The sequence below is a fragment of the Streptomyces changanensis genome (genome assembly GCF_024600715.1).
Taxonomy (GTDB): Bacteria; Actinomycetota; Actinomycetes; order Streptomycetales; family Streptomycetaceae; genus Streptomyces; species Streptomyces changanensis.
The window spans coordinates 2,425,572-2,444,137 of sequence record NZ_CP102332.1; the positions used below are offsets into that span (position 1 = coordinate 2,425,572).

The 18,566-nt window shown below is 73.0% G+C and carries 18 protein-coding genes; 6 read left to right on the plus strand and 12 right to left on the minus strand.

Annotated features, from left to right (window positions below):
- The first annotated feature begins 329 nt into the window (after nucleotides 1-329).
- On the plus strand, nucleotides 330-1,595 hold the full coding sequence (locus NRO40_RS10795) for a PTS transporter subunit EIIC (protein WP_058943942.1): 1,266 nt from the start codon (nucleotides 330-332) through the stop codon (nucleotides 1,593-1,595).
- Between the two features lie 587 nt (nucleotides 1,596-2,182).
- Nucleotides 2,183-2,335 carry a hypothetical protein gene (locus NRO40_RS10800; RefSeq protein ID WP_157901908.1) on the plus strand — a complete coding sequence of 51 codons (153 nt, stop codon included), beginning with the start codon at nucleotides 2,183-2,185 and terminating at the stop codon, nucleotides 2,333-2,335.
- Here NRO40_RS10800 and NRO40_RS10805 read toward each other — a convergent pair.
- Nucleotides 2,323-3,075, minus strand: coding sequence for an MBL fold metallo-hydrolase (locus NRO40_RS10805; RefSeq protein ID WP_058943943.1), 753 nt, complete (start codon nucleotides 3,073-3,075; stop codon nucleotides 2,323-2,325). The genes NRO40_RS10800 and NRO40_RS10805 overlap by 13 nt on opposite strands.
- 206 nt (nucleotides 3,076-3,281) lie before the next feature.
- Between NRO40_RS10805 and NRO40_RS10810 the strand changes: the two genes are divergently transcribed.
- Nucleotides 3,282-3,791 carry a type II toxin-antitoxin system PemK/MazF family toxin gene (locus tag NRO40_RS10810; protein ID WP_257375388.1) on the plus strand — a complete coding sequence of 170 codons (510 nt, stop codon included), beginning with the start codon at nucleotides 3,282-3,284 and terminating at the stop codon, nucleotides 3,789-3,791.
- 860 nt (nucleotides 3,792-4,651) lie between these two features.
- Here the strand turns inward: NRO40_RS10810 and NRO40_RS10815 are convergent.
- From NRO40_RS10815 to clpS, 7 genes are all read right to left on the minus strand, one after another.
- The gene (locus NRO40_RS10815) at nucleotides 4,652-5,602 is read right to left on the minus strand and encodes a PLP-dependent cysteine synthase family protein (protein WP_058945483.1); all 951 of its coding nucleotides are present in this window, start codon (nucleotides 5,600-5,602) and stop codon (nucleotides 4,652-4,654) included.
- Nucleotides 5,602-5,889: a MoaD/ThiS family protein gene (locus tag NRO40_RS10820; protein ID WP_058945482.1), complete on the minus strand. Its 288-nt coding sequence runs from the start codon at nucleotides 5,887-5,889 to the stop codon at nucleotides 5,602-5,604. Before NRO40_RS10820 ends, NRO40_RS10815 begins: the two co-directional genes overlap by 1 nt.
- Nucleotides 5,890-6,016: 127 nt before the next feature.
- Nucleotides 6,017-6,133: a putative leader peptide gene (locus tag NRO40_RS30695; RefSeq protein WP_328517154.1), complete on the minus strand. Its 117-nt coding sequence runs from the start codon at nucleotides 6,131-6,133 to the stop codon at nucleotides 6,017-6,019.
- 100 nt (nucleotides 6,134-6,233) lie between these two features.
- Nucleotides 6,234-6,656 carry a Mov34/MPN/PAD-1 family protein gene (locus tag NRO40_RS10830; protein WP_058945481.1) on the minus strand — a complete coding sequence of 141 codons (423 nt, stop codon included), beginning with the start codon at nucleotides 6,654-6,656 and terminating at the stop codon, nucleotides 6,234-6,236.
- 78 nt (nucleotides 6,657-6,734) lie between these two features.
- A complete protein-coding gene (locus NRO40_RS10835; protein ID WP_058945480.1) occupies nucleotides 6,735-8,150 on the minus strand; it encodes an amino acid permease in 1,416 nt (471 codons plus the stop codon).
- A 278-nt stretch (nucleotides 8,151-8,428) separates the two neighbouring features.
- Complete coding sequence (locus NRO40_RS10840) at nucleotides 8,429-9,007, minus strand: DUF2017 domain-containing protein (protein ID WP_058945479.1); 579 nt, start codon at nucleotides 9,005-9,007, stop codon at nucleotides 8,429-8,431.
- The gene (clpS, locus tag NRO40_RS10845) at nucleotides 9,007-9,312 is read right to left on the minus strand and encodes an ATP-dependent Clp protease adapter ClpS (RefSeq protein ID WP_031135634.1); all 306 of its coding nucleotides are present in this window, start codon (nucleotides 9,310-9,312) and stop codon (nucleotides 9,007-9,009) included. Before clpS ends, NRO40_RS10840 begins: the two co-directional genes overlap by 1 nt.
- Nucleotides 9,313-9,542: 230 nt before the next feature.
- Here clpS and NRO40_RS10850 point away from each other — a divergent pair, with 230 nt between their 5' ends.
- Together NRO40_RS10850 and NRO40_RS10855 are read left to right on the plus strand one after the other, a co-directional pair.
- Nucleotides 9,543-10,877: a nicotinate phosphoribosyltransferase gene (locus NRO40_RS10850; protein WP_257375389.1), complete on the plus strand. Its 1,335-nt coding sequence runs from the start codon at nucleotides 9,543-9,545 to the stop codon at nucleotides 10,875-10,877.
- Between the two features lie 113 nt (nucleotides 10,878-10,990).
- The gene (locus NRO40_RS10855; RefSeq protein WP_058945492.1) at nucleotides 10,991-11,578 is read left to right on the plus strand and encodes an isochorismatase family protein; all 588 of its coding nucleotides are present in this window, start codon (nucleotides 10,991-10,993) and stop codon (nucleotides 11,576-11,578) included.
- A 30-nt stretch (nucleotides 11,579-11,608) separates the two neighbouring features.
- On the opposite strand, the gene NRO40_RS10860 is transcribed toward NRO40_RS10855, so the two are convergent.
- The 3 genes from NRO40_RS10860 to NRO40_RS10870 form a co-directional block, all read right to left on the minus strand.
- A complete protein-coding gene (locus NRO40_RS10860; RefSeq protein ID WP_058945493.1) occupies nucleotides 11,609-11,902 on the minus strand; it encodes a hypothetical protein in 294 nt (97 codons plus the stop codon).
- Between the two features lie 121 nt (nucleotides 11,903-12,023).
- Nucleotides 12,024-14,468, minus strand: coding sequence for an immune inhibitor A (locus NRO40_RS10865; RefSeq protein WP_257375390.1), 2,445 nt, complete (start codon nucleotides 14,466-14,468; stop codon nucleotides 12,024-12,026).
- Nucleotides 14,469-14,647: 179 nt separating this feature from the next.
- Nucleotides 14,648-17,311 carry an immune inhibitor A gene (locus tag NRO40_RS10870; RefSeq protein ID WP_257375391.1) on the minus strand — a complete coding sequence of 888 codons (2,664 nt, stop codon included), beginning with the start codon at nucleotides 17,309-17,311 and terminating at the stop codon, nucleotides 14,648-14,650.
- 165 nt (nucleotides 17,312-17,476) lie between these two features.
- Between NRO40_RS10870 and NRO40_RS10875 the strand changes: the two genes are divergently transcribed.
- Nucleotides 17,477-17,725: a hypothetical protein gene (locus NRO40_RS10875; RefSeq protein ID WP_257375392.1), complete on the plus strand. Its 249-nt coding sequence runs from the start codon at nucleotides 17,477-17,479 to the stop codon at nucleotides 17,723-17,725.
- On the opposite strand, the gene NRO40_RS10880 is transcribed toward NRO40_RS10875, so the two are convergent.
- Nucleotides 17,711-18,517: an RDD family protein gene (locus NRO40_RS10880; protein WP_079047423.1), complete on the minus strand. Its 807-nt coding sequence runs from the start codon at nucleotides 18,515-18,517 to the stop codon at nucleotides 17,711-17,713. The two genes, NRO40_RS10875 and NRO40_RS10880, sit on opposite strands and share 15 nt — an antisense overlap.
- Nucleotides 18,518-18,566 lie beyond the last annotated feature (49 nt).

Here is an 18,566-nt window from a genome sequence, read left to right on the forward strand (position 1 = left end):
CCGGCCGGCCCCCGGGGCGAGCCGTACCGGCCGGGGCGAGGCCCCGGGCCGCGCTCCCACCCCCGGGAAACAGCTCCGGTGAAGCCCCCGGACCGCCCGGTCCGGGGGCTTCACGCGCGCCTTCACCAAAAGCTCGCGGACCGCGCACGGGCTGTAGGGGACGCGTCACGAATTTGCAGGTTCCTTATCTATCCCCGACCGTGCTACAACAGGTCTACACCAGCAATGGTGTAGACCACGCGGCCCCGTCCCCCGTGCCGCGTCCCCCGAGACGCCGCCGTCCCTCTTTTTCCTTCCCCGGGCGGCGCCTTGCCCACTGGAGGAAGTAGATGAGTACGGCCAGCACCGCCCCCGCGGCGGAGAAGAAGAAGGGCGCGGGCGCGATGGCTGTCATGCAGCGCATCGGCCGCAGCCTGATGCTGCCGGTCGCCGTGCTGCCCGCCGCCGCGCTCCTCGTGCGGTTCGGCCAGCCCGACATGCTCGGCAGGGAGTCGTTCCCGGCCTTCATCACCAAGATCGCAGGGTACATGGCCGCGGGCGGTGGCGCGCTGCTCGACAACATGGCGCTGCTCTTCGCGGTCGGCATCGCGATCGGCTTCGCGAAGAAGTCCGACGGGTCGACCGCCCTGGCCGCGGTGACGGGTTACCTGGTCTTCAAGAGCGTGCTGGGCACCTTCACGGACAGCAGCCTGCCGAAGAAGGAAGCCATCGTCGACGGCAAGATCGTCATGGTGGAGCAGGCGGTCGACGCCAAGGTGCTCGGCGGCGTGGTCATGGGCATCATCGTGGCCCTGCTCTACCAGCGCTTCTACCGCACCAAGCTGCCCGACTGGGCGGGCTTCTTCGGCGGCCGCCGGCTCGTCCCGATCCTCTCCGCCTTCGCCGGTCTGCTCACCGGCATCGTCTTCGGGCTCATCTGGCCCTGGCTCGGCGCGGGTCTGCACTGGTTCGGCGAGAGCCTCGTCAACTCCGGCGCCGTCGGCGCGGGCATCTTCGGTGTCGCCAACCGCGCCCTGATCCCGGTCGGCATGCACCACCTGCTGAACTCCTTCCCGTGGTTCCAGGCGGGCGAGTACAACGGCAAGAGCGGTGACATCGCCCGCTTCCTCGAAGGCGACCCGACCGCCGGGCAGTTCATGACCGGCTTCTTCCCGATCATGATGTTCGCCCTCCCGGCGGCCTGCCTCGCCATCGTCCACTGCGCCCGCCCCGAGCGCCGCAAGGTCGTCGGCGGCATGATGTTCTCGCTCGCGCTGACCTCGTTCGTCACCGGTGTCACCGAGCCGATCGAGTTCACCTTCATGTTCATCGCCCCCGTCCTCTACGCCCTGCACGCGGTGCTGACCGGCGTCTCGCTGGCGCTGACCTGGGCGCTCGGCATGAAGGACGGCTTCGGCTTCTCCGCCGGCGCGGTCGACTTCTTCCTCAACCTGGGCATCGCCACCAACCCGTGGGGCCTCGCCCTGGTCGGCCTGTGCTTCGCGGCCGTCTACTACGTGGTCTTCCGCTTCGCGATCGTCAAGTTCGACCTGCCGACGCCGGGCCGCGAGTCCGACGAGGAACTGGCGGAGCTGCAGAAGGCGGAGGCGAAGTAACCACGCCCCGCGAGCCGACCTGATCGGCGGCACCCCGAGGCCCGGCCGTCCCACCCGACGGCCGGGCTTCGCCGTACCCGGACCCGGGCCCGACCCGCGTCCGCACCCGCACCTGCACCCGCACCCGGTCGCCGGGCGCCCCGCGCGGCGCCAGCCCCCACGCCGCGCCCCCTGACACGCAGCGCCCCCCTGACAGGCGGCGCCGGACGTCCGTGGCATCGACACGGGAGAGATCCCCCCATGGACCCGGACCCTGATCATCAAGCGGGCCCGTGCGTAAGAGGCGGCCGTGGAGCGGCCGCTGCCGACGACGCCCTGGCGTTCCTGACGGAACGGCACGTCGACGCGTGGGCGCTGCTGTGCCCGGCTCGCCCTCGGCTTCGGCCGCCGGGAGCGGCTCACCGCGTACGCCGCCCGGCTCGACGGCGCGGGCCGGCGGGTCGAAGCGGCGTACTACACCGCGCTGATGGAGTCGCGTCGCGTCCTGGGCCGGCTGTCGCAGCTCGCGGACCGGATCACGGGGACGGCGGTGGGAGACGTTCGACGACCGGCACCTGAGGGGGCAGCTGTACGAGGTGCGGGCGACGGTGGCGCCGGCCGGCGGCCGGTACGACCTGGTGCCGGCGGCGCTGCGGGCCGCGGCGGAGCGGGGTGCCGGGCAGGGCCTGGCCGAGGACCCGGAGCGGTTGCGGGCGCTGCCGGCGGGGCTCGGCGGGCCCGGGGGCCGTCAGAGTTCGTAGACCGTGCCCGGGCGGGCCAGCTCCGCCGGGCCGCCGTACACGGAACGGGCGTCGGCGAGGTTCCGCTCGCCGTCCGTCCACGGCGGGACGTGCGTCAGGACGAGGCGCCCGACGTCGGCGCGGGCGGCGGTGGCGCCCGCCTCGCGGCCGTTCAGGTGCAGCTCGGGGATGTCCTCCTTGCCGTGCGTGAAGGACGCCTCGCAGAGGAACAGGTCCGTGCCGACCGCCAGCTCGTCCAGGGCGTCGCACACGCCGGTGTCCCCGGAGTACGCGAGGGACTTGCCGCCGTGCTCGACGCGGATGCCGTACGCCTCGACGGGGTGGCACACCCGCTCGGTCCGCACCCGGAACGGGCCCAGGTCGAAGCTCCCGGAGCGGAGCGTGCGGAAGTCGAAGACCTCGCTCATCGCCGTCGGGGACGGGGTGTCCGCGTACGCCGTGGTCAGCCGCTGCTCGGCGCCGTCCGGCGCGTACACCGGGAGGGCGTCGCAACGGCCCCCCTCGTGGCGGTAGTAGCGGGCGACGAAGTACCCGCACATGTCGATGCAGTGGTCGGCGTGGAGGTGGCTGAGGAAGATGGCGTCGAGGTCGTACAGACCGCAGTGGCGCTGCAGCTCGCCCAGGGCGCCGTTGCCCATGTCGAGGAGCAGCCGGAAGCCGTCGGCCTCTACGAGGTAGCTCGAGCAGGCCGAGTCCACGGACGGGAACGACCCGGAACAGCCGACGACGGTGAGCTTCATGGAGCGTGAACCTCCGTGGACGGGAGCGGGGCAGCGCTGGCGGGGGGAGGTCGTGCGGTGCGACGAGCGTAAGGCGCGGCACGGCGGCACGCTCCTCCGCAGCGGCCCGTTGTGGGGGAACTCACCCGTGCTGTCACCGGTTCGGATGGACGGTGGCCGGGGTGCGGTCGGGCGGTGCGGGGCGGTGGCCGGTAACGTCCGGGGGTATGGACACGTCCTGGTGGCTGGCGCTCGGCGCCGTCGTGGTGCTCGCCCTGGTCGCGGCCTCGGCCGACGGGCGCGGGCGGGGCGGGCCGCGCGGGCGGCGGCCGGGCGGGAGCACGCGGCCCCCGGCGCGGCCGGGGCGCCAGCCGGCGGGCCGTCCCGCCGGGCCCCGGCGGCCGGGCCAGGCGCCGCCCGAGCGGCGGCCGGAGCCGGGCGAGATCTGGTGGGCCGACGTGCCGTACGAGGACGGGCCCGGCTCGAAGGACCGGCCGTGCCTGGTGCTGGCGGTACGCGGGGACGCGGCGCTCGTCGCGAAGATCACGAGCAGGTACCGGGACGAGCGGGCCGGGGTGATCGTGCTGCCACCGGGCTCGGTCGGCGACGCCCGGGGCAGGCCGAGCTTCCTGGAGACGGACGAACTGCGCGACGTGGCCCTGTGGGAGTTCCGCCGCCGCGTGGGCGCGGTGGACCCCCTGGTCTGGGACCAGGTCCGCCACCTGACGACCGACTGACACCGCCGGCCGGCCCGGGCGGACCGCTGCGGCCCGGGCGGCGGGCCGGCCGGGGTGACCGCGTGCCGGGCCCCGGGCCGGGAGCCGCAGGGGTCGCGCCGCGCCGTCACCGGCCCGGACGGACACCCTCCCCCGGGCCGGACAGACGACCAACGGGAAAGCACCCGGCCGGCCAGGCGGTTGCACACCCAGCCGATCTCCACAGCCGGGACACCGCGCCCCGCCCCAACCACGCAACCCGTCGCGCCCGCAGCCCGGCCGGGAAGGCGCCCGATATGCGGGCCGGCAGACCGGCCGGAACGAACGCGCACGGGCCACACACCAGCAGCCGCAGGGGCCCCGGGGGTCGGGTCGCGTCGTCGCCGGCCCGGACGGACACCCTCCCCCAGGCCGGACAGACGACCAACGGGAAAGCACCCGGCCGGCCAGGCGGTTGCACACCCAGCCGATCTCCACAGCCGGCGCACCGCGCCCCGCCCCAACCACGCAACCCGTCGCGCCCGCAGCCCGGCCGGGAAGGCGCCCGATATGCGGGCCGGCAGACCGGCCCGCACGAACGCGCACGGGCCACACACCAGCAGCCGCAGGGGCCCCGGGAGCCGCGCCGTCGGTCGCAGGGGCCCTGGGGGTCGCGCCGTCGCCTGGCGGGTCGGGAGTCGCAGGGGCCTCGGGGCCGCGCCGTCGCCGGGCGGGTCGGGCAGGCGGTCCTCGCTCCCCGTCGCGCCGGCCCGGCGGGAGGGGCGGCGCGCGGGCCCGGCGGGAGGGGCGACGGGCGGGCGGGGCGTGGGGCGTTCGTCGGGCGGGGGGCCGCCCCGCGGGGCCTGTCGGTCAGGGAATGGGGGGCCGCCCGGCCGGGTGGGTCAGGCCCAGAGCTGGCCCTGGAGGGTTTCGATGGCGGCCTCCGTCGTCCGGGCCGTGTAGACGCCCGTCGACAGGTACTTCCAGCCGCCGTCCGCGACGATGAAGACGATGTCCGCCGTCTCGCCCGCCTTCACGGCCTTCCGGCCGACGCCGATCGCGGCGTGCAGGGCCGCGCCCGTGGAGACGCCCGCGAAGATGCCCTCCTGCTGGAGGAGCTCCCGGGTGCGGGTGACCGCGTCGGCGGAGCCGACCGAGAAGCGGGTGGTGAGGACGGTGGCGTCGTACAGCTCGGGGACGAAGCCCTCGTCGAGGTTGCGCAGCCCGTACACCAGGTCGTCATAGCGCGGTTCGGCGGCGACGATCCGTACGTCGGGCTTGTGCTCGCGCAGGTAGCGGCCGACGCCCATGAGGGTGCCGGTGGTGCCGAGGCCGGCGACGAAGTGAGTGATCGACGGAAGGTCGGCGAGGATCTCGGGGCCGGTCGTGGCGTAGTGGGCCGCGGCGTTGTCCGGATTGCCGTACTGGTAGAGCATCACCCAGTCGGGGTTCTGCTCCGCGAGCTCCTTGGCCACGCGTACGGCGGTGTTGGAGCCGCCCGCGGCGGGGGACGGGATGATCTCCGCCCCCCACATGGTGAGCAGGTCGCGCCGTTCCTGCGAGGTATTCTCCGGCATGACGCAGACGATGCGGTACCCCTTGAGGCGGGCCGCCATGGCCAGGGAGATGCCGGTGTTGCCGCTGGTGGGCTCCAGGATGGTGCAGCCCGGGGTGAGACGGCCGTCCTTCTCCGCCTGCTCGATCATGTGCAGGGCCGGCCGGTCCTTGACGGAGCCCGTGGGGTTGCGGTCCTCCAGCTTGGCCCAGATGCGGACGTCGTCCGACGGGGACAGGCGCGGCAGGCGGACCAGCGGGGTGTTCCCGACGGCGGCGAGGGGGCTGTCGTAGCGCATCAGCGCATGCCGCCGGCCACGGCCGGGAGGATCGTGACGTTGTCGCCGTCGGCCAGCTTGGTGGAGATGCCGTCGAGGAAGCGGACGTCCTCGTCGTTGAGGTACACGTTCACGAAGCGGCGCAGCTCGCCGCCGGCGGACCGGTCCACGATGCGCTCCTGGATGCCCGTGTGGCGGGACTCGAGGTCGGCGAACAGCTCGGCGAGGGTCTCCCCGCTGCCCTCGACGGCCTTGGCGCCGTCGGTGTAGGTGCGGAGGATGGTCGGGATGCGGACCTCGATGGCCATGGGGACTCCTGGAAGGAAAGGGGCTGCGGACGTGCGGGGGCAGGTCGCGCCGCGCGCCCGGAAGCGGGCGCGGGCGGTGCGCGCGTGCGGGAGGGGTGGTGCGGCGTGGTGCGCGGGGGGCCGCGTCTCAGGCGGCAGCGCCGCGGGGACACATGGCGCTGGCGAGGCGGCACAGGTCGACGTGCAGCCGCGCGACGAGCAGGACGGTGCCCGGCGTCTTTTCGCTCACGTCGAGGAGAACCATGCGCTCATCGTATCGATTCCCGGCCCTCCGCCCGGAGTGTGATCTCGCATTCCGGACAGGTGCCGCTCGCCATACGGAACAGGGCGGGGGGAGACGCAGGTCAGTACGTTTCGACGACCTCGACGTCTTCCTCGGTGATCTCGCCGTCCACGATGCGGTACGAGCGGAACTGGAAGGGACCCGCGCCGTCGGTGTCGGCGGTGGAGACGAGGACGTAGTGGGCCCCGGGCTCGTTGGCGTACGAGACGTCGGTGCGGGACGGGTACGCCTCGGTGGCGGTGTGCGAGTGGTAGATGACGACCGGCTCCTCGTCGCGGTCGTCCATCTCGCGGTAGAGCTTCAGCAGGTCGCCGGAGTCGAACTCGTAGAAGGTGGGCGAGCGGGCGGCGTTGAGCATCGGGACGAAGCGCTCGGGGCGTCCGGAGCCGGCCGGGCCGGCGACCACGCCGCAGGCCTCGTCCGGGTGGTCGGCGCGCGCGTGCGCGACGATCTGGTCGTACAGAGCCCGTGTGATGGTCAGCATGGGGTTCAGGATAAGCAGAGGGCCCGTCCGTACCGAGGGTCGGTACGGACGGGCCCACATGCTGGACGGCGGTGCCGGTCAGCGGCGCTTGAAGGAGGCGCTCTCCGGGTTCCGGGACTTCAGGACCAGGTAGGAGACGCCGAGCAGCAGGGCCCACAGCGGGGCGCAGTACAGGGAGACCCGCGCGCCCTCGTCGATGCCCATCATCACGATGACCATGCCGATGAAGAGCAGGGCGAACCAGCTGGTGAACGGCGCTCCGGGGGCCTTGAACTCCGACTCCGGGGCCTCACCGCGCCGGACGGCGGCCCGGTAGCGGATCTGCGAGATCAGGATCATGATCCAGGCCCACATGCCGGAGATGGTGGCGAAGGAGACGACGTACTCGAAGGCCTTGCCGGGGGCGACGTAGTTGATCCACACGCCCACGAGCATCAGCGCCGCCGAGAAGGTGAGGCCGATCAGCGGGGCGCCGGACTTGGTCAGCCTGGTGAAGACCTTCGGGCCCTGGCCGTTGAGCGCGAGGTCGCGCAGCATGCGGCCGGTGGAGTACATGCCGGAGTTGCAGGAGGACAGGGCCGCGGTCAGCACCACGAAGTTCACTATCGCGGCGCCGACGCCGAGGCCCATCTGCTCGAAGGCCGCGACGAAGGGCGAGACGCCCGGCTTGAAGTGCGTCCACGGCACGACCGAGAGGATCATGATCAGCGCGCCGACGTAGAAGACCGCGATGCGCCACGGGACGGTGTTGATGGCCTTCGGCAGGGTGACCTTCGGGTCCTTCGACTCGCCGGCGGTGACGCCGACCAGCTCGACCGCGAGGAAGGCGAACATCACGATCTGGAGGGTCATCAGCGTGCCGCCGACGCCCTTGGGGAAGAAGCCGCCCTCGGACCAGAGCAGGGACATGGACGCGGTGTCGCCGGCGTCGGAGAAGCCGATGGTGAGGATGCCGGCGCAGATCAGGATCATGCCGACGATGGCGGTGACCTTGACCATCGAGAACCAGAACTCGAGCTCGCCGAAGAGCTTCACGGAGATGAGGTTCGCGCCGTACAGGATGACCGTGAACACCAGCGCGGAGACCCACTGCGGGATGTTCCACCAGTACGTCATGTACGTGGCGGCCGCGGTGACCTCGGTGATGCCGGTGACGACCCAGAAGAGCCAGTACGTCCAGCCGGTGACGAAGCCGGCGAAGGGGCCGACGAACTCGCGGGCGTACTCCGCGAAGGAGCCCGAGACCGGGCGGTACATGAGCAGCTCGCCCAGGGCCCGCATGATGAAGAAGATGACGAGGCCGGCGAGCGCGTACGCCAGGATGAGGCTCGGGCCGGCCTTGGAGATGGCCTTGCCCGCGCCGAGGAAGAGGCCCGTGCCGATGGCCCCGCCGATGGCGATCATCTGGATCTGCCGGGCGCCGAGGCCCCGGTGATAGCCCTCGCCGACGGCCTCGTCGCCGTGGTGGTCTGTCTCGACCTTCACTGAGGTCATGTTCTTCTGTGCGCCTTTCTCCACGCTGATCCCCCCGGACATGGCTGGAGTGCCGCCGGCGGTCGGCCGGTCGCGGCGCCCCCGGGCACATGGGTGGCGCACCCGGGCGGTCGTGCAGATGTATCACGGCCGCACACATAAGGGACGAAGCGCCCTGTGACCCGGGTCACGGCGAAATCAGGACGAATCCTCGCTCCCGTTGGCGAAAAGGGTGGGGATTCTTGAGCGGATCGTTATACGGAATTGAGCGTCCGCTGAGCGAACACGGTGCTGGCCCGTTACGGCATGAGCGTCTCGACGAGCGTCTCCTGGAGGGCGCCGAGCCACAGGTACGCCATCACCATCGGCTTGCGCGGGTCCGAGTCCGGCAGGCGGTACAGACCGCTGCTCTCGTCCTCGTCGCCGACCTCCAGACGCGTGCCGATGGTGAGGCGGAGGTCGTTGAGCGCGCCGAGCCAGCCGCGGGACTCCTCGACGTCGAGCTCCAGCCGGCCGCCGGGGCCACCGGCGGCGGTCAGGCGGTCGAGGCTGCGGACGACGGTGAGCGCGTCCTCCCGCTTGCGGGTGCGCAGGTCGTTCTCGGTGAAGCGGCGGAACTCGGCGGACGCCGCCCGCGCCTCGTCGTCGCCGTCGCCGTACGCCTCGGGGAAGAGGCGGGCCAGTGCCGGGTCGGACGGCGGTTCGCTGGGGCCGTCGCGGAAGAGGGCGGCGAGGGGGTCCTCGCCCTGCGCGGGCTGGTCGCCGGGGCCGATCAGCTCCAGCATCTGGACGGCGAGGGAGCGCAGGATGGCGACCTCCACCTCGTCCAGCGGCACGGCCGCGCCGCCGCCGGGCAGCGCCTCGAAGTGCCCGCTCATCAGCCGCGGTCCTGGGAGAGGGTCGCCCACAGCCCGTAGCCGTGCATCGCCTGCACGTCGCGCTCCATCTCCTCGCGCGTGCCGCTGGAGACCACGGCCCGGCCCTTGTGGTGCACGTCGAGCATCAGCTTGTGCGCCTTGTCCTTGGAGTAACCGAAGTACGTCTGGAAGACGTAGGTCACGTAGCTCATCAGGTTGACCGGGTCATTGTGGACGATCGTCACCCACGGGACGTCGGGTTCCGCCACGGCGTGGCCCTCTTCCGCCGGGGCCGTGCGTTCGATCTCTACGGGTGCGACACTCACTCCCCCAATGCTGCCATCGAGGGTGGCGTGCCGCACAAACGGAAGCTGATCGTCCGCTTCGCGCCCCGCCGCCGGACCCCCCTCGCGCCCCCGCCGCGCCCCCGCCGCGCCCCCGTCGCGCGCCGCCCCGGCCACCGCCCCACCCCGGCCGGGCCCGCCACCACACCGCGCCCGGGCCCGCCGGGAAAGAGAAATCGTCACTCTGACGAGATAGGGGGTACGATCCTGGCATGAACGCTGCGGACCTAGGGCTTCCGGTGGCTGTGCCGTCCACCGCGCTCTTCACCGACCAGTACGAACTGACCATGCTCCAGGCCGCCCTGCGGGGCGGTACCGCCGACCGCCGCTCGGTCTTCGAGGTCTTCACGCGCCGCCTCCCCGAGGGCCGGCGCTACGGGGTCGTGGCCGGCACCGGCCGCGTCCTGGACGCGGTGGAGAACTTCCGCTTCGACGAGCCCCAGCTGGCCTTCCTGCGCGAGCGGGGCATCGTGGACGAGGCGACCCTCGCCTGGCTGGCGGAGTACCGCTTCCGCGGCGACGTGTGGGGCTACCCCGAGGGCGAGGTGTACTTCCCCGGGTCGCCGATCCTGCGCGTCGAGGGTTCCTTCGCCGAGTGCGTGCTCCTGGAGACGGTGATCCTGTCGATCCTCAACCACGACTCGGCGATCGCCGCCGCGGCCTCCCGCATGTCCGCCGCGGCCGGCGGGCGCGGGCTGATCGAGATGGGCGCCCGGCGCACCCACGAGCTCGCCGCGGTCGCGGCGGCCCGCGCCGCGTACGTCGGCGGCTTCGACTCGACGTCCGACCTGGCGGCCGGCTTCCGCTACGGCATCCCGACGGTGGGCACCTCCGCGCACGCCTTCATCCTGCTGCACGACACGGAGCGGGACGCGTTCCGCGTGCAGGTGGACGCGCTGGGGCGGGGCACCACCCTCCTCGTCGACACCTACGACGTCACGGAGGCCGTCCGGACGGCGGTGGAGGTCGCCGGGCCGGAGCTCGGCGCGGTCCGCATCGACTCCGGCGACCTGCTGCTGGTGGCGCACCGGGTGCGGCAGCAGCTGGACGAGCTGGGCGCGCGCGACACGCGGATCGTCGTCACGTCGGACCTCGACGAGTACGCCATCGCCTCGCTCGCGGCGGCGCCGGTCGACGCGTACGGCGTCGGGACGCAGCTGGTGACCGGCAGCGGCCACCCGACCGCGTCGATGGTCTACAAGCTGGTCGCCCGCGCCGACTCGGCCGACCCGGCGGCGCCGCTGCGGCCGGTCGCCAAGCGGTCCCTCGGCGGGAAGGCGTCCGTCGGCGGCCGCAAGTGGGCGGCCCGGCGGCTGGACGCGCACGGCGTCGCGGAGGCGGAGGTCGTGGGCACCGGCGAGGTGCCGGCCGAGCTGGCCGGACGGCAGCTGCTGACGCGGCTGGTCGAGGCCGGGAAGGTCGTCGCCCGCGAGCCGCTGGAGGCGGCGCGCGAGCGGCACATCGCCGCACGGGCGGGCCTGCCGCTGTCGGCGGTGCAGCTGTCGCGCGGCGAGGCCGTCCTGCCGACGGAGTACGTGACGCCGTGACCGCCGCACGGCGGGTGGGCGGGCCCCCTCCCCTCGGGGAGGGGAAGTCTCTACGCTCGAAGTCGTCCCCACCCCCGTCCCCCGACCGCTCCCCCACCGTAAGGACAACCGCCATGCACCGCGCATTGATCGTCGTCGACGTTCAGAACGACTTCTGTGAGGGCGGCAGCCTCGCGGTGGCGGGGGGTGCGGACGTCGCCGCCGCCGTCACGGACCTGGTGGGCGAGACCGCCGGGGTGGTGTACCGGCACGTGGTCGCCACCCGGGACCACCACGTCGAACCCGGGGACCACTTCTCCGCCGCCCCCGACTTCGTCCGCTCGTGGCCGCCGCACTGCGTGGCCGGGACGGAGGGCGTCGGCTTCCACCCGAACTTCGCGCCCGCCGTCGCCTCGGGCGCCGTCGAGGCCGTCTTCGACAAGGGGGCGTACTCCGCCGCGTACAGCGGTTTCGAGGGCAGCGACGAGAACGGCGTCCGCCTCGCCGACTGGCTGCGCGCCCACGGCGTGACCGAGGTGGACGTGGTGGGCATCGCCACCGACCACTGCGTGCGCGCGACCGCCCTGGACGCCGTCGCCGAGGGGTTCCGTACGCAGGTGCTGCTCGACCTGACGGCCGGCGTGGCCGCGGCGACCACGGAGAAGGCCCTGGAGGAGCTGCGCGCGGCGGGGGTGGAACTGACCGGCAAGCCGGTGGTCTGAGCCCGCCCGGCCGCGTGGGCCGCCCGGCGGTCAGCGCAGCAGGGCGCGGATGGGTCGCCAGAGGTCCTGGTCGCGGCCGGGGGCGGTGCGCCACAGCAGCCCGTCCGGGTGGTGGAGGACCGCCGTGATCTCGTCGGGTGTCGGCGGGTGGGTGTTGCCGCGCAGGTGGGCGCGCAAGCCGAGGTTGCGCAGGCGGGTCAGGGCGCGGGGGCGGTTGGCGGCGTGGACGAGTATCCGGACGTCGCCGTCGCCGGCCGGGTGGGGCAGGCTGAGCGCGACCACCATGTTGCCGCCGGGCAACCTGCAGAAACCACCACCGGGCATGTCGAACGCTCCCCCGTCGAGCTGTGGGTCATGAGAAACCGGTCAGCTGCACCTAAACACGATCGGCCGCCGCCCGCCAGGGGGCGACGGCCGATCACGCGTTGGCCTGCGGTCTAACGACTCACTTGCTCGACGGGCCGACCTGGACGCTGATCGTCCGGCCGTTGCGCGGCTGGTCGGTGATCGCGATCCGGGTGTTGGTGTCGGTCACCTTGACGCCGGCGCGCGGGTTGGTCTCGAACCAGTAGACGCCCTTGCGGTCGTCGAAGACCGGGTTGCCCGCGAGGCCGCCGATCCGCTGCGGCACGTCCGCGTTGTGCAGCGTGATCCGGTCGGTGCGGAAGCGGCTGAACGGCGCGTCGTGCGACTGCACGCGGTTGCGCATCAGCGTCCCGTCCTTCCAGGTCAGCGGCTTGGCGTGGGCGTCGATCGGGAGGACCATGCCCTCACCGGGGTGGACGGCCGTGTTGTTGTCCTTCTGGGAGGTGTCCCACTTCCAGATCAGCAGACCGGTCTGGTACGGGTAGTGCTCCACCCAGCTGGCCTTGTCGCCGCCGAAGCCGAAGTTGTACGGGCCGACCTCCAGGGTCGCGTCGTACGAGACGTACTGGCGGTTCTCCGCGAGGTAGTACTGCGGGTACTCGTCCGTGATGGCCTCGCCGATGCGGGAGAAGCCCTTGGACGTCCAGCCGGCGACCTCGGTCTCGGCGTCGTCCGCGAAGAGCGGCGCGCCGTCGGCGGTCACGGCGATGTCGTCCGCCGCGAAGCCCTTCTGCGCGACGCCGCCGTCCGTCTGGTAGCGGAAGCGGATGTCGATCTTCTTGCCGGCGTACGCGTCGAGCGGGTAGGCCAGCTTCTTGAAGGCCCCGGAGACACCGGTCAGGGCGGTGGCGCCGCCGGCGTCCTTGGTGATCGGCGCGCCGTCGGCGGTGCCGTCGAGGGCGGTCCACTGCGCGCCGCCGTCCGTGGAGACCTCGGCGTAGAGGTAGTCGTACTCCTCCTCGATGTCCCACCAGCCGTCGAGGGTCAGGGCGGCCTTCGACTTGCCCGTCAGGTCGACGGAGCGGCTGAGGGTGTTCTTGAGGTCGTCACCCATGTTGCTCCACCACTGGGTGGCGCCCTGGGCGGGCTTGACGATCGGGGTGGTGACCTTCTTCTTCGGCAGCTCGACGACGAGCGCCTGCGGGTTCTTGGTGTTGTACTCCGCGACGCCGAGCTTGTGGCGGGACGGGGTGGCGGCCTTGGCCTTCTCGTAGTTGAGCCAGCCCAGCTGCAGCTTGTCCCAGGCGGTCATGTCGCCCGGCATGTCGCCGATGGCGTCCTTGCCGGTGCCCAGCCAGGAGCCGGAGGACATCAGGGACCAGAAGCCCGTGGAGTTCTCGGCGCCGGCGCGGCCGGAGGTGTCGTACAGGTCCGGCAGGCCGAGGTCGTGGCCGTACTCGTGGGCGAAGACGCCGAGGCCGCCGTTCTCGGGCTGCATCGTGTAGTCACCGACCCAGATGCCGGTGTTGCCGATCTGGGTGCCGCCGGCCTTGTTGTTCGCCGGGCCGGTCTTGCCGGCGTCGGTGCCGTAGGCGTACCAGCGGTGGGCCCACAGGGCGTTGGTGCCCTCGGCGCCGCCGCCGGCCGACTCGTCCTCGCCCGCGTGGACGATCTGGAAGTGGTCGATGTAGCCGTCGGCCTCGTTGAAGTTGCCGTCGCCGTCGAAGTCGTACCGGTCCCACTGGTCGTACTGCGCCAGCTGGGCCTTGATCTGGGCGTCGGTCTGGCCCTTGGCCTTCTGGTCGGCGGCCCACGCGGTCACGCCGTCGCGGACGGCGTCCCAGACGTTGGAGCAGTTGGTCTGGCCGCAGTAGTTGGAGCCGTAGCGGGCCTCGTTGTACTCGACCTTGACCCAGTCCGAGACGGTGCCGTCGACCGAGTAGCGGCCGGACGAGGTGCGCTCGTAGTAGGTCTTGAGCGAGTGCTTCTGCTTGCCCTCGGCGTCCTTGCCGGTGCCGAAGTACAAGTCCTGGAAGTGCTCCCGGTCGTAGTCGGCCTGCCAGGCGGTGGAGTTGTCCTTCGTGCGGTCCGGCTTGGCTATCCGGTTGTGCAGCGGACCGGGCGTGCCGCCGAACTTCGGCTTCAGCTCGTCGGTGTCGTCGTCCTTGCGGTCGACCAGCGTCTCGTTGTCGACCTTGTCGCCGAACTCGACGAGGATGGTGAAGATCTTGTCGGTCTTCTCCCGGCCGAGCTCGACGTACTTCTTGGCGTCGAGCTTCACGACCTTGGAGGCGCCGCGGCGCTCCACCGTGGACTCGCCGGAGAGCACCTGCTCCAGGGCGGCCTGGCGCTCCTTGTCCTGCTGCTCGCTGAAGGGGCCTTCGAGGTCGTGGTCGACACCGGCGGCCTTGTCGTGGCCATGGCTGTGGCCATGGTCCGCGCCCGGAGCCGGGTCGTGGCGCTCGATGCCCGTGTCCGGGCGGTTGTCGGCCTGGGCCGTGGTGAGGGCCCCGGCGGTCGCGGCGGTCGCGGCCAGGGCCACGATCACCGCGGAGGCGCGGAACGCCCGTCGTCTGCTGGTCACTTGTACGTTTCCTCCCCTGCGCACCGCAGCCGCGGATGGGGGGTCACGTGTTTATCCGCGTGCGGTGTCGCGCCACAAGTGACGACATTCGACCGGACTTACGCGAGAAAAGACAGTCTTGACTTGCACAGGCCAAGTGCCCTATGTGGACACCCCGATCCGTATAGCGGACGCGGGAATCAGCCGGTCGACGGGGTGGAGGGGCCCACCCGGACCGTCATCCACGAGCCGCTGGGCGACTGCGCGACCACATCGATCCGGGTGTTGGTGTCCACCGTCCGCACACTGGCGTAGGGGCTCTCGTCGAACCAGTAGACGCCCGTGCGGTCGTCGAACACCCGGTTGCCCCGGTGCGGCGGGATACGCGTCGGTTCGCCCGCCTTGTGCAGCGTGAAACCGGGCACCGGCCACGGCCCGAACGCCGCGTCGTACGGCGTCACCTGGTTTGGCATCGGCGACCCGTCCGCCCACCGCATCGGCTCCGGGTGCGCGTCGACCGGGAGCAGCAGCCCCTCCCCCGGGTGGTCGCTGACGTTGTTGTCCCGCTGCGAGGTGTCCCACTGCCACACCAGCAGCCCCGGCCGGTACGCGTAGTGCTCCACCCTGCGCTCCAGCGGCGCCGCGAAGCCGAAGTGGTACGGGCCCGCCTCCAACGTCCGCCCGAAGCCCGCGTACTGGCGGTTCTCCACCAGGTAGAACCGCGGGTACGCGCCCGTCACCGACGCCCCGACACGCGTGAAGCCGCGCGCCTGCCACCCGGAGCCGTCCCCGCCGCCCACACCCCCGGAGCCGTCCGCGCCGGTTCCGTCCCCGCCGGTTCCGTCCCCGCCGGTTCCGTCCCCGCCGGTTCCGTCCCCGCCGGGGGCGTCCTCCGCCCCGTCGGTGAGGACCGCCTCGCCGTCCACCCGCACGGTGATGCCGTCCGCCGTGAAGCCCCGCCCCGCCACGCCCCCGTCCGTCCGGTACCGGAAGCGCAGCGCGACCTCCCGCCCCGCGTACGCGTCCAGCGGGTAGACCAGCCTGCGGTGGGTGCGGGACGCGCCGGTGAGGGCCGGCCTGCCGCCGCCGTCGCGCGGGAGCGCCTCGCCGTCGGCGGTGCCGTCGAGGGTCCGCCAGGCGGCGCCGCCGTCCACGGAGACCTGCGCGTACAGGAAGTCGTACCCCTTCTCGATGTCCCACCAGCCGTCCAGCTCCAGCGACGCCCGGGTGCCGCCCCGCAGGTCGAGCGTGCGGGTCAGGGTCTGCGAGAGGTTGTCGCCCTGGCCGCTCCACCACTGCCGCGCGCCGGCCGCCGGCCGCACCACCGGCGTGGTGACCGTCCTGCGCGGGAGCTCCACGACGAGCGCCTGCGGCCGGCCCGCGCCGTGCGCGGAGACGCCCAGGTGGTGCAGGGACGGCGTGGCCGCCGCCGCCTTCTCGTACGTCAGCCAGCCCAGCTGCAGCCGGTCCCAGGCCGTCATGTCGCCGGGCAGGTCGCCGATCGCGTCACCGCCGGTGCCCAGCCAGGACCCGGACGCCATCAGCGACCAGAACCCCACGGAGTTCTCCGCGCCGGGCACGTTGTTGGTGTCGTACAGGTCGGGCAGGCCGAGGTCGTGCGCGTACTCGTGGGCGAAGACGCCGAGGCCGCCGTTCTCCGGCTGCATCGTGTAGTCCCCGACCCAGACGTCGGTGTCCCCCACGCGCACCCCGCCCGCCCGGAACCGCTCGGGCCCGGTCTCGCCGTCGTCGTGGCCGTACGCGTACCCCCGGTGCGCCCACAGCGCGTCGCCGCCCTGGGCGCCGCCGCCCGCCGAGCCGTCCTCGCCGGCGTGGACCAGCTGGAAGTGGTCGACGTAGCCGTCCGGTTCGTCGAAGTCGCCGTCGCCGTCGTGGTCCGTGCGGTCCCACACGTCGAACGTCGCCACGTGCGCGGCGATCCGCTCCTCCGTCCAGCCGTCCCGCCGCAGCCCCGCCACCCAGGCGGCGACGGCGTCCCGCACGAGGTCCTCGACGTTCGGGCAGTTGTGGGCGCCGCAGTAGTTCGAGCCGTAGCGGGCCTCGTTGTACGGGACGCGGACCCAGTCCGAGACCTCGCCCTCCACCGAGTAGCGGCCCGACGAGACCTTCTCGTAGTACGTCCGGAGCGACTCGGTGCCGGGACCCTCGCCGAAGTAGAGCCGCTGGTAGTGCGCGCGGTCGTAGTCGGGGCGCCAGTCGGTGGAGTTGTCCCGGGTGCGGTCCGGCCGGGGTATCCCGTTGTGCCGGGGGCCGGGCGTGCCGCCGTACTTCACGACGGGCGGCTTGGGGCCGCGGGGCCCGTCCGGGTCGTACAGGGTGGTGTCGTCCACCTCGTCGCCGAACTCGACGAGGACGGTGAGGATCCGGTCCGTGCGCTCCCGGCCCAGCTCCGCGTACTTGCCGTCGCCCAGCCGCACGACGCGGGAGGCGCCCCGCCGCTCGGCCGTGGCCCGCCCCGTGAGGACCTGCTCCAGCGCGGCCTGGCGGTGCAGTCGCGTCACGGCGCTGTACGGGCCGTCGATGACGTGCCCGTCCCCCGGACCCCGCGCGGGCACCGGCGCCGCCGCGGGCGGCGGGGCGGGGGCGGCGGACGGCCGGGCGGGCGGTGCGGGCGGTGGTGGGGCGGGCGTGGCCGCGGGTGGCCACCCGGCGGGCAGCGGGCCGGCGGGCGGCGCGGGGGCGGTCGCGGGCGGCGCGGGGGCGGTCGCGGGTGGGGCAGGGGCGGGCGCGGGTGGGGCGGGTGCCCCGGCGCGCGGCGCGGCGGGGGCGGCCGGCGCGGCGGCCAGGACGAGGGCAGCGAGTACGGCGGAGGCGACGCACCACCCGCGTGACGTGCGCGACATCCGCTGCCGTCCTCCCCTGTGCTCCCGTGAACCGGTGCGCCCCCCGTGCTCCGCACGGTGGGTCAGGTCACGCTTACCGACGGTTCCGCCCGGGCATCCAGCGTCGTAGGGTCGTCCACCTGTGCGACCGTGCCGCGAACTCCACCACGAGGACGGAACACCGCCATGCCGCGTCCGACCGCCGTACGGCTCGCCTACGGTTCGGCCACTGTGGTCTGCTCCACCGTCGTCCTGCTCCTGCTGTTCCCCGCGGCCGAGGGCGCCTGGACCGCCCTGGTCGGGACGGTCGCGCTGCTCCTCGGCGCGGGCGTGGCCCTGGGCGCGCCGGCCCGGGCGCGCGGCCGGGGCCGGGGGGCCGGGGCGGCGCCGACGCCCGCCGCGGCGCCCGACCGGCAGCCGTCACTGCGTCGCTGACACCACCACGGTCCTGGCCGCCTTGTCGTGGAGGCCCTGCTTGTAGGGCTTGTCCACGAGGATCAGGATGAGCAGCAGGAGCGGCCACAGGCACGCGCAGCAGATCAGGGCGGGCAGCCAGAGCACGAGCGCCCGCATGAGCGCGGCGCCGGTGGGCGGGGTGGTCCCGTCGTTCAGCATGGCCACGCGCAGGCCCGTCATCCGCTTGCCGAGCGTCTGCCCGTTCGCCTTCGCCGTCATGAGGGTGTCGTAGGCGACGTACGCCACGAGGGTGATGAGTTGGAAGGCCCACTGTCCGCCCTCCGCGCTCGCGGTCCACACGGCACCGAAGTCGCCGGAGTCCTCGTTCACCCGGTCGTAGACACCGAACGGGATGCCGATGATCGCCAGTGGCACCGCGATGACCAGCCAGTCGACGAGGCGCGCGAGCACACGCTTGCCGGTCTCGGCGAGGGGCGGCATCCCGCCGAGCGGGTCGGCTCCGCCGTAACCATAGGGCCCGCCGCCGTACGGGCCTCCGCCATAGGGCCCGCCACCATAGGGTCCCCCACCACCGGGCGGGGGCGCCCCGTAGGGCCCGCCACCACCGGGGGGCGGCGGCGATCCGTAGGGGCCACCGCCGTACGGATCACCGCCGCCGGGCGGGCCGCCCGGGTAGGGGCCCTCACCGCCCGGCGGGGGCGGCGGAGGTGGGGTGCCGCCGCCCTGCGGGGGCTCTGACGGCTCCTGCGGGCGCTTGCGGAACGGGTCGTCCTCGGGCGGCTGACCGGGCGTCGGCGGTTCGTGGCTCATGGGGGCAGTGCATCCCGCCGCGACCGGGGCCGCATCCGGTCGCGTGCCG

Coding starts and splice junctions, on each gene's coding strand:
- NRO40_RS10875 (WP_257375392.1), top strand. CDS start 17,477: ATGCCGCGTCCGACCGCCGTACGGCTCGCCTACGGTTCGGCCACTGTG.
- NRO40_RS10820 (WP_058945482.1), bottom strand. CDS start 5,889: ATGGCCATCGAGGTCCGCATCCCGACCATCCTCCGCACCTACACCGAC.
- NRO40_RS10810 (WP_257375388.1), top strand. CDS start 3,282: ATGGACACGTCCTGGTGGCTGGCGCTCGGCGCCGTCGTGGTGCTCGCC.
- NRO40_RS10855 (WP_058945492.1), top strand. CDS start 10,991: ATGCACCGCGCATTGATCGTCGTCGACGTTCAGAACGACTTCTGTGAG.
- NRO40_RS10830 (WP_058945481.1), bottom strand. CDS start 6,656: ATGCTGACCATCACACGGGCTCTGTACGACCAGATCGTCGCGCACGCG.
- NRO40_RS10840 (WP_058945479.1), bottom strand. CDS start 9,007: ATGAGCGGGCACTTCGAGGCGCTGCCCGGCGGCGGCGCGGCCGTGCCG.
- NRO40_RS30695 (WP_328517154.1), bottom strand. CDS start 6,133: ATGGTTCTCCTCGACGTGAGCGAAAAGACGCCGGGCACCGTCCTGCTC.
- NRO40_RS10880 (WP_079047423.1), bottom strand. CDS start 18,517: ATGAGCCACGAACCGCCGACGCCCGGTCAGCCGCCCGAGGACGACCCG.
- NRO40_RS10815 (WP_058945483.1), bottom strand. CDS start 5,602: ATGCGCTACGACAGCCCCCTCGCCGCCGTCGGGAACACCCCGCTGGTC.
- NRO40_RS10835 (WP_058945480.1), bottom strand. CDS start 8,150: ATGACCTCAGTGAAGGTCGAGACAGACCACCACGGCGACGAGGCCGTC.
- NRO40_RS10860 (WP_058945493.1), bottom strand. CDS start 11,902: ATGCCCGGTGGTGGTTTCTGCAGGTTGCCCGGCGGCAACATGGTGGTC.
- NRO40_RS10850 (WP_257375389.1), top strand. CDS start 9,543: ATGAACGCTGCGGACCTAGGGCTTCCGGTGGCTGTGCCGTCCACCGCG.
- NRO40_RS10795 (WP_058943942.1), top strand. CDS start 330: ATGAGTACGGCCAGCACCGCCCCCGCGGCGGAGAAGAAGAAGGGCGCG.
- NRO40_RS10805 (WP_058943943.1), bottom strand. CDS start 3,075: ATGAAGCTCACCGTCGTCGGCTGTTCCGGGTCGTTCCCGTCCGTGGAC.
- NRO40_RS10870 (WP_257375391.1), bottom strand. CDS start 17,311: ATGTCGCGCACGTCACGCGGGTGGTGCGTCGCCTCCGCCGTACTCGCT.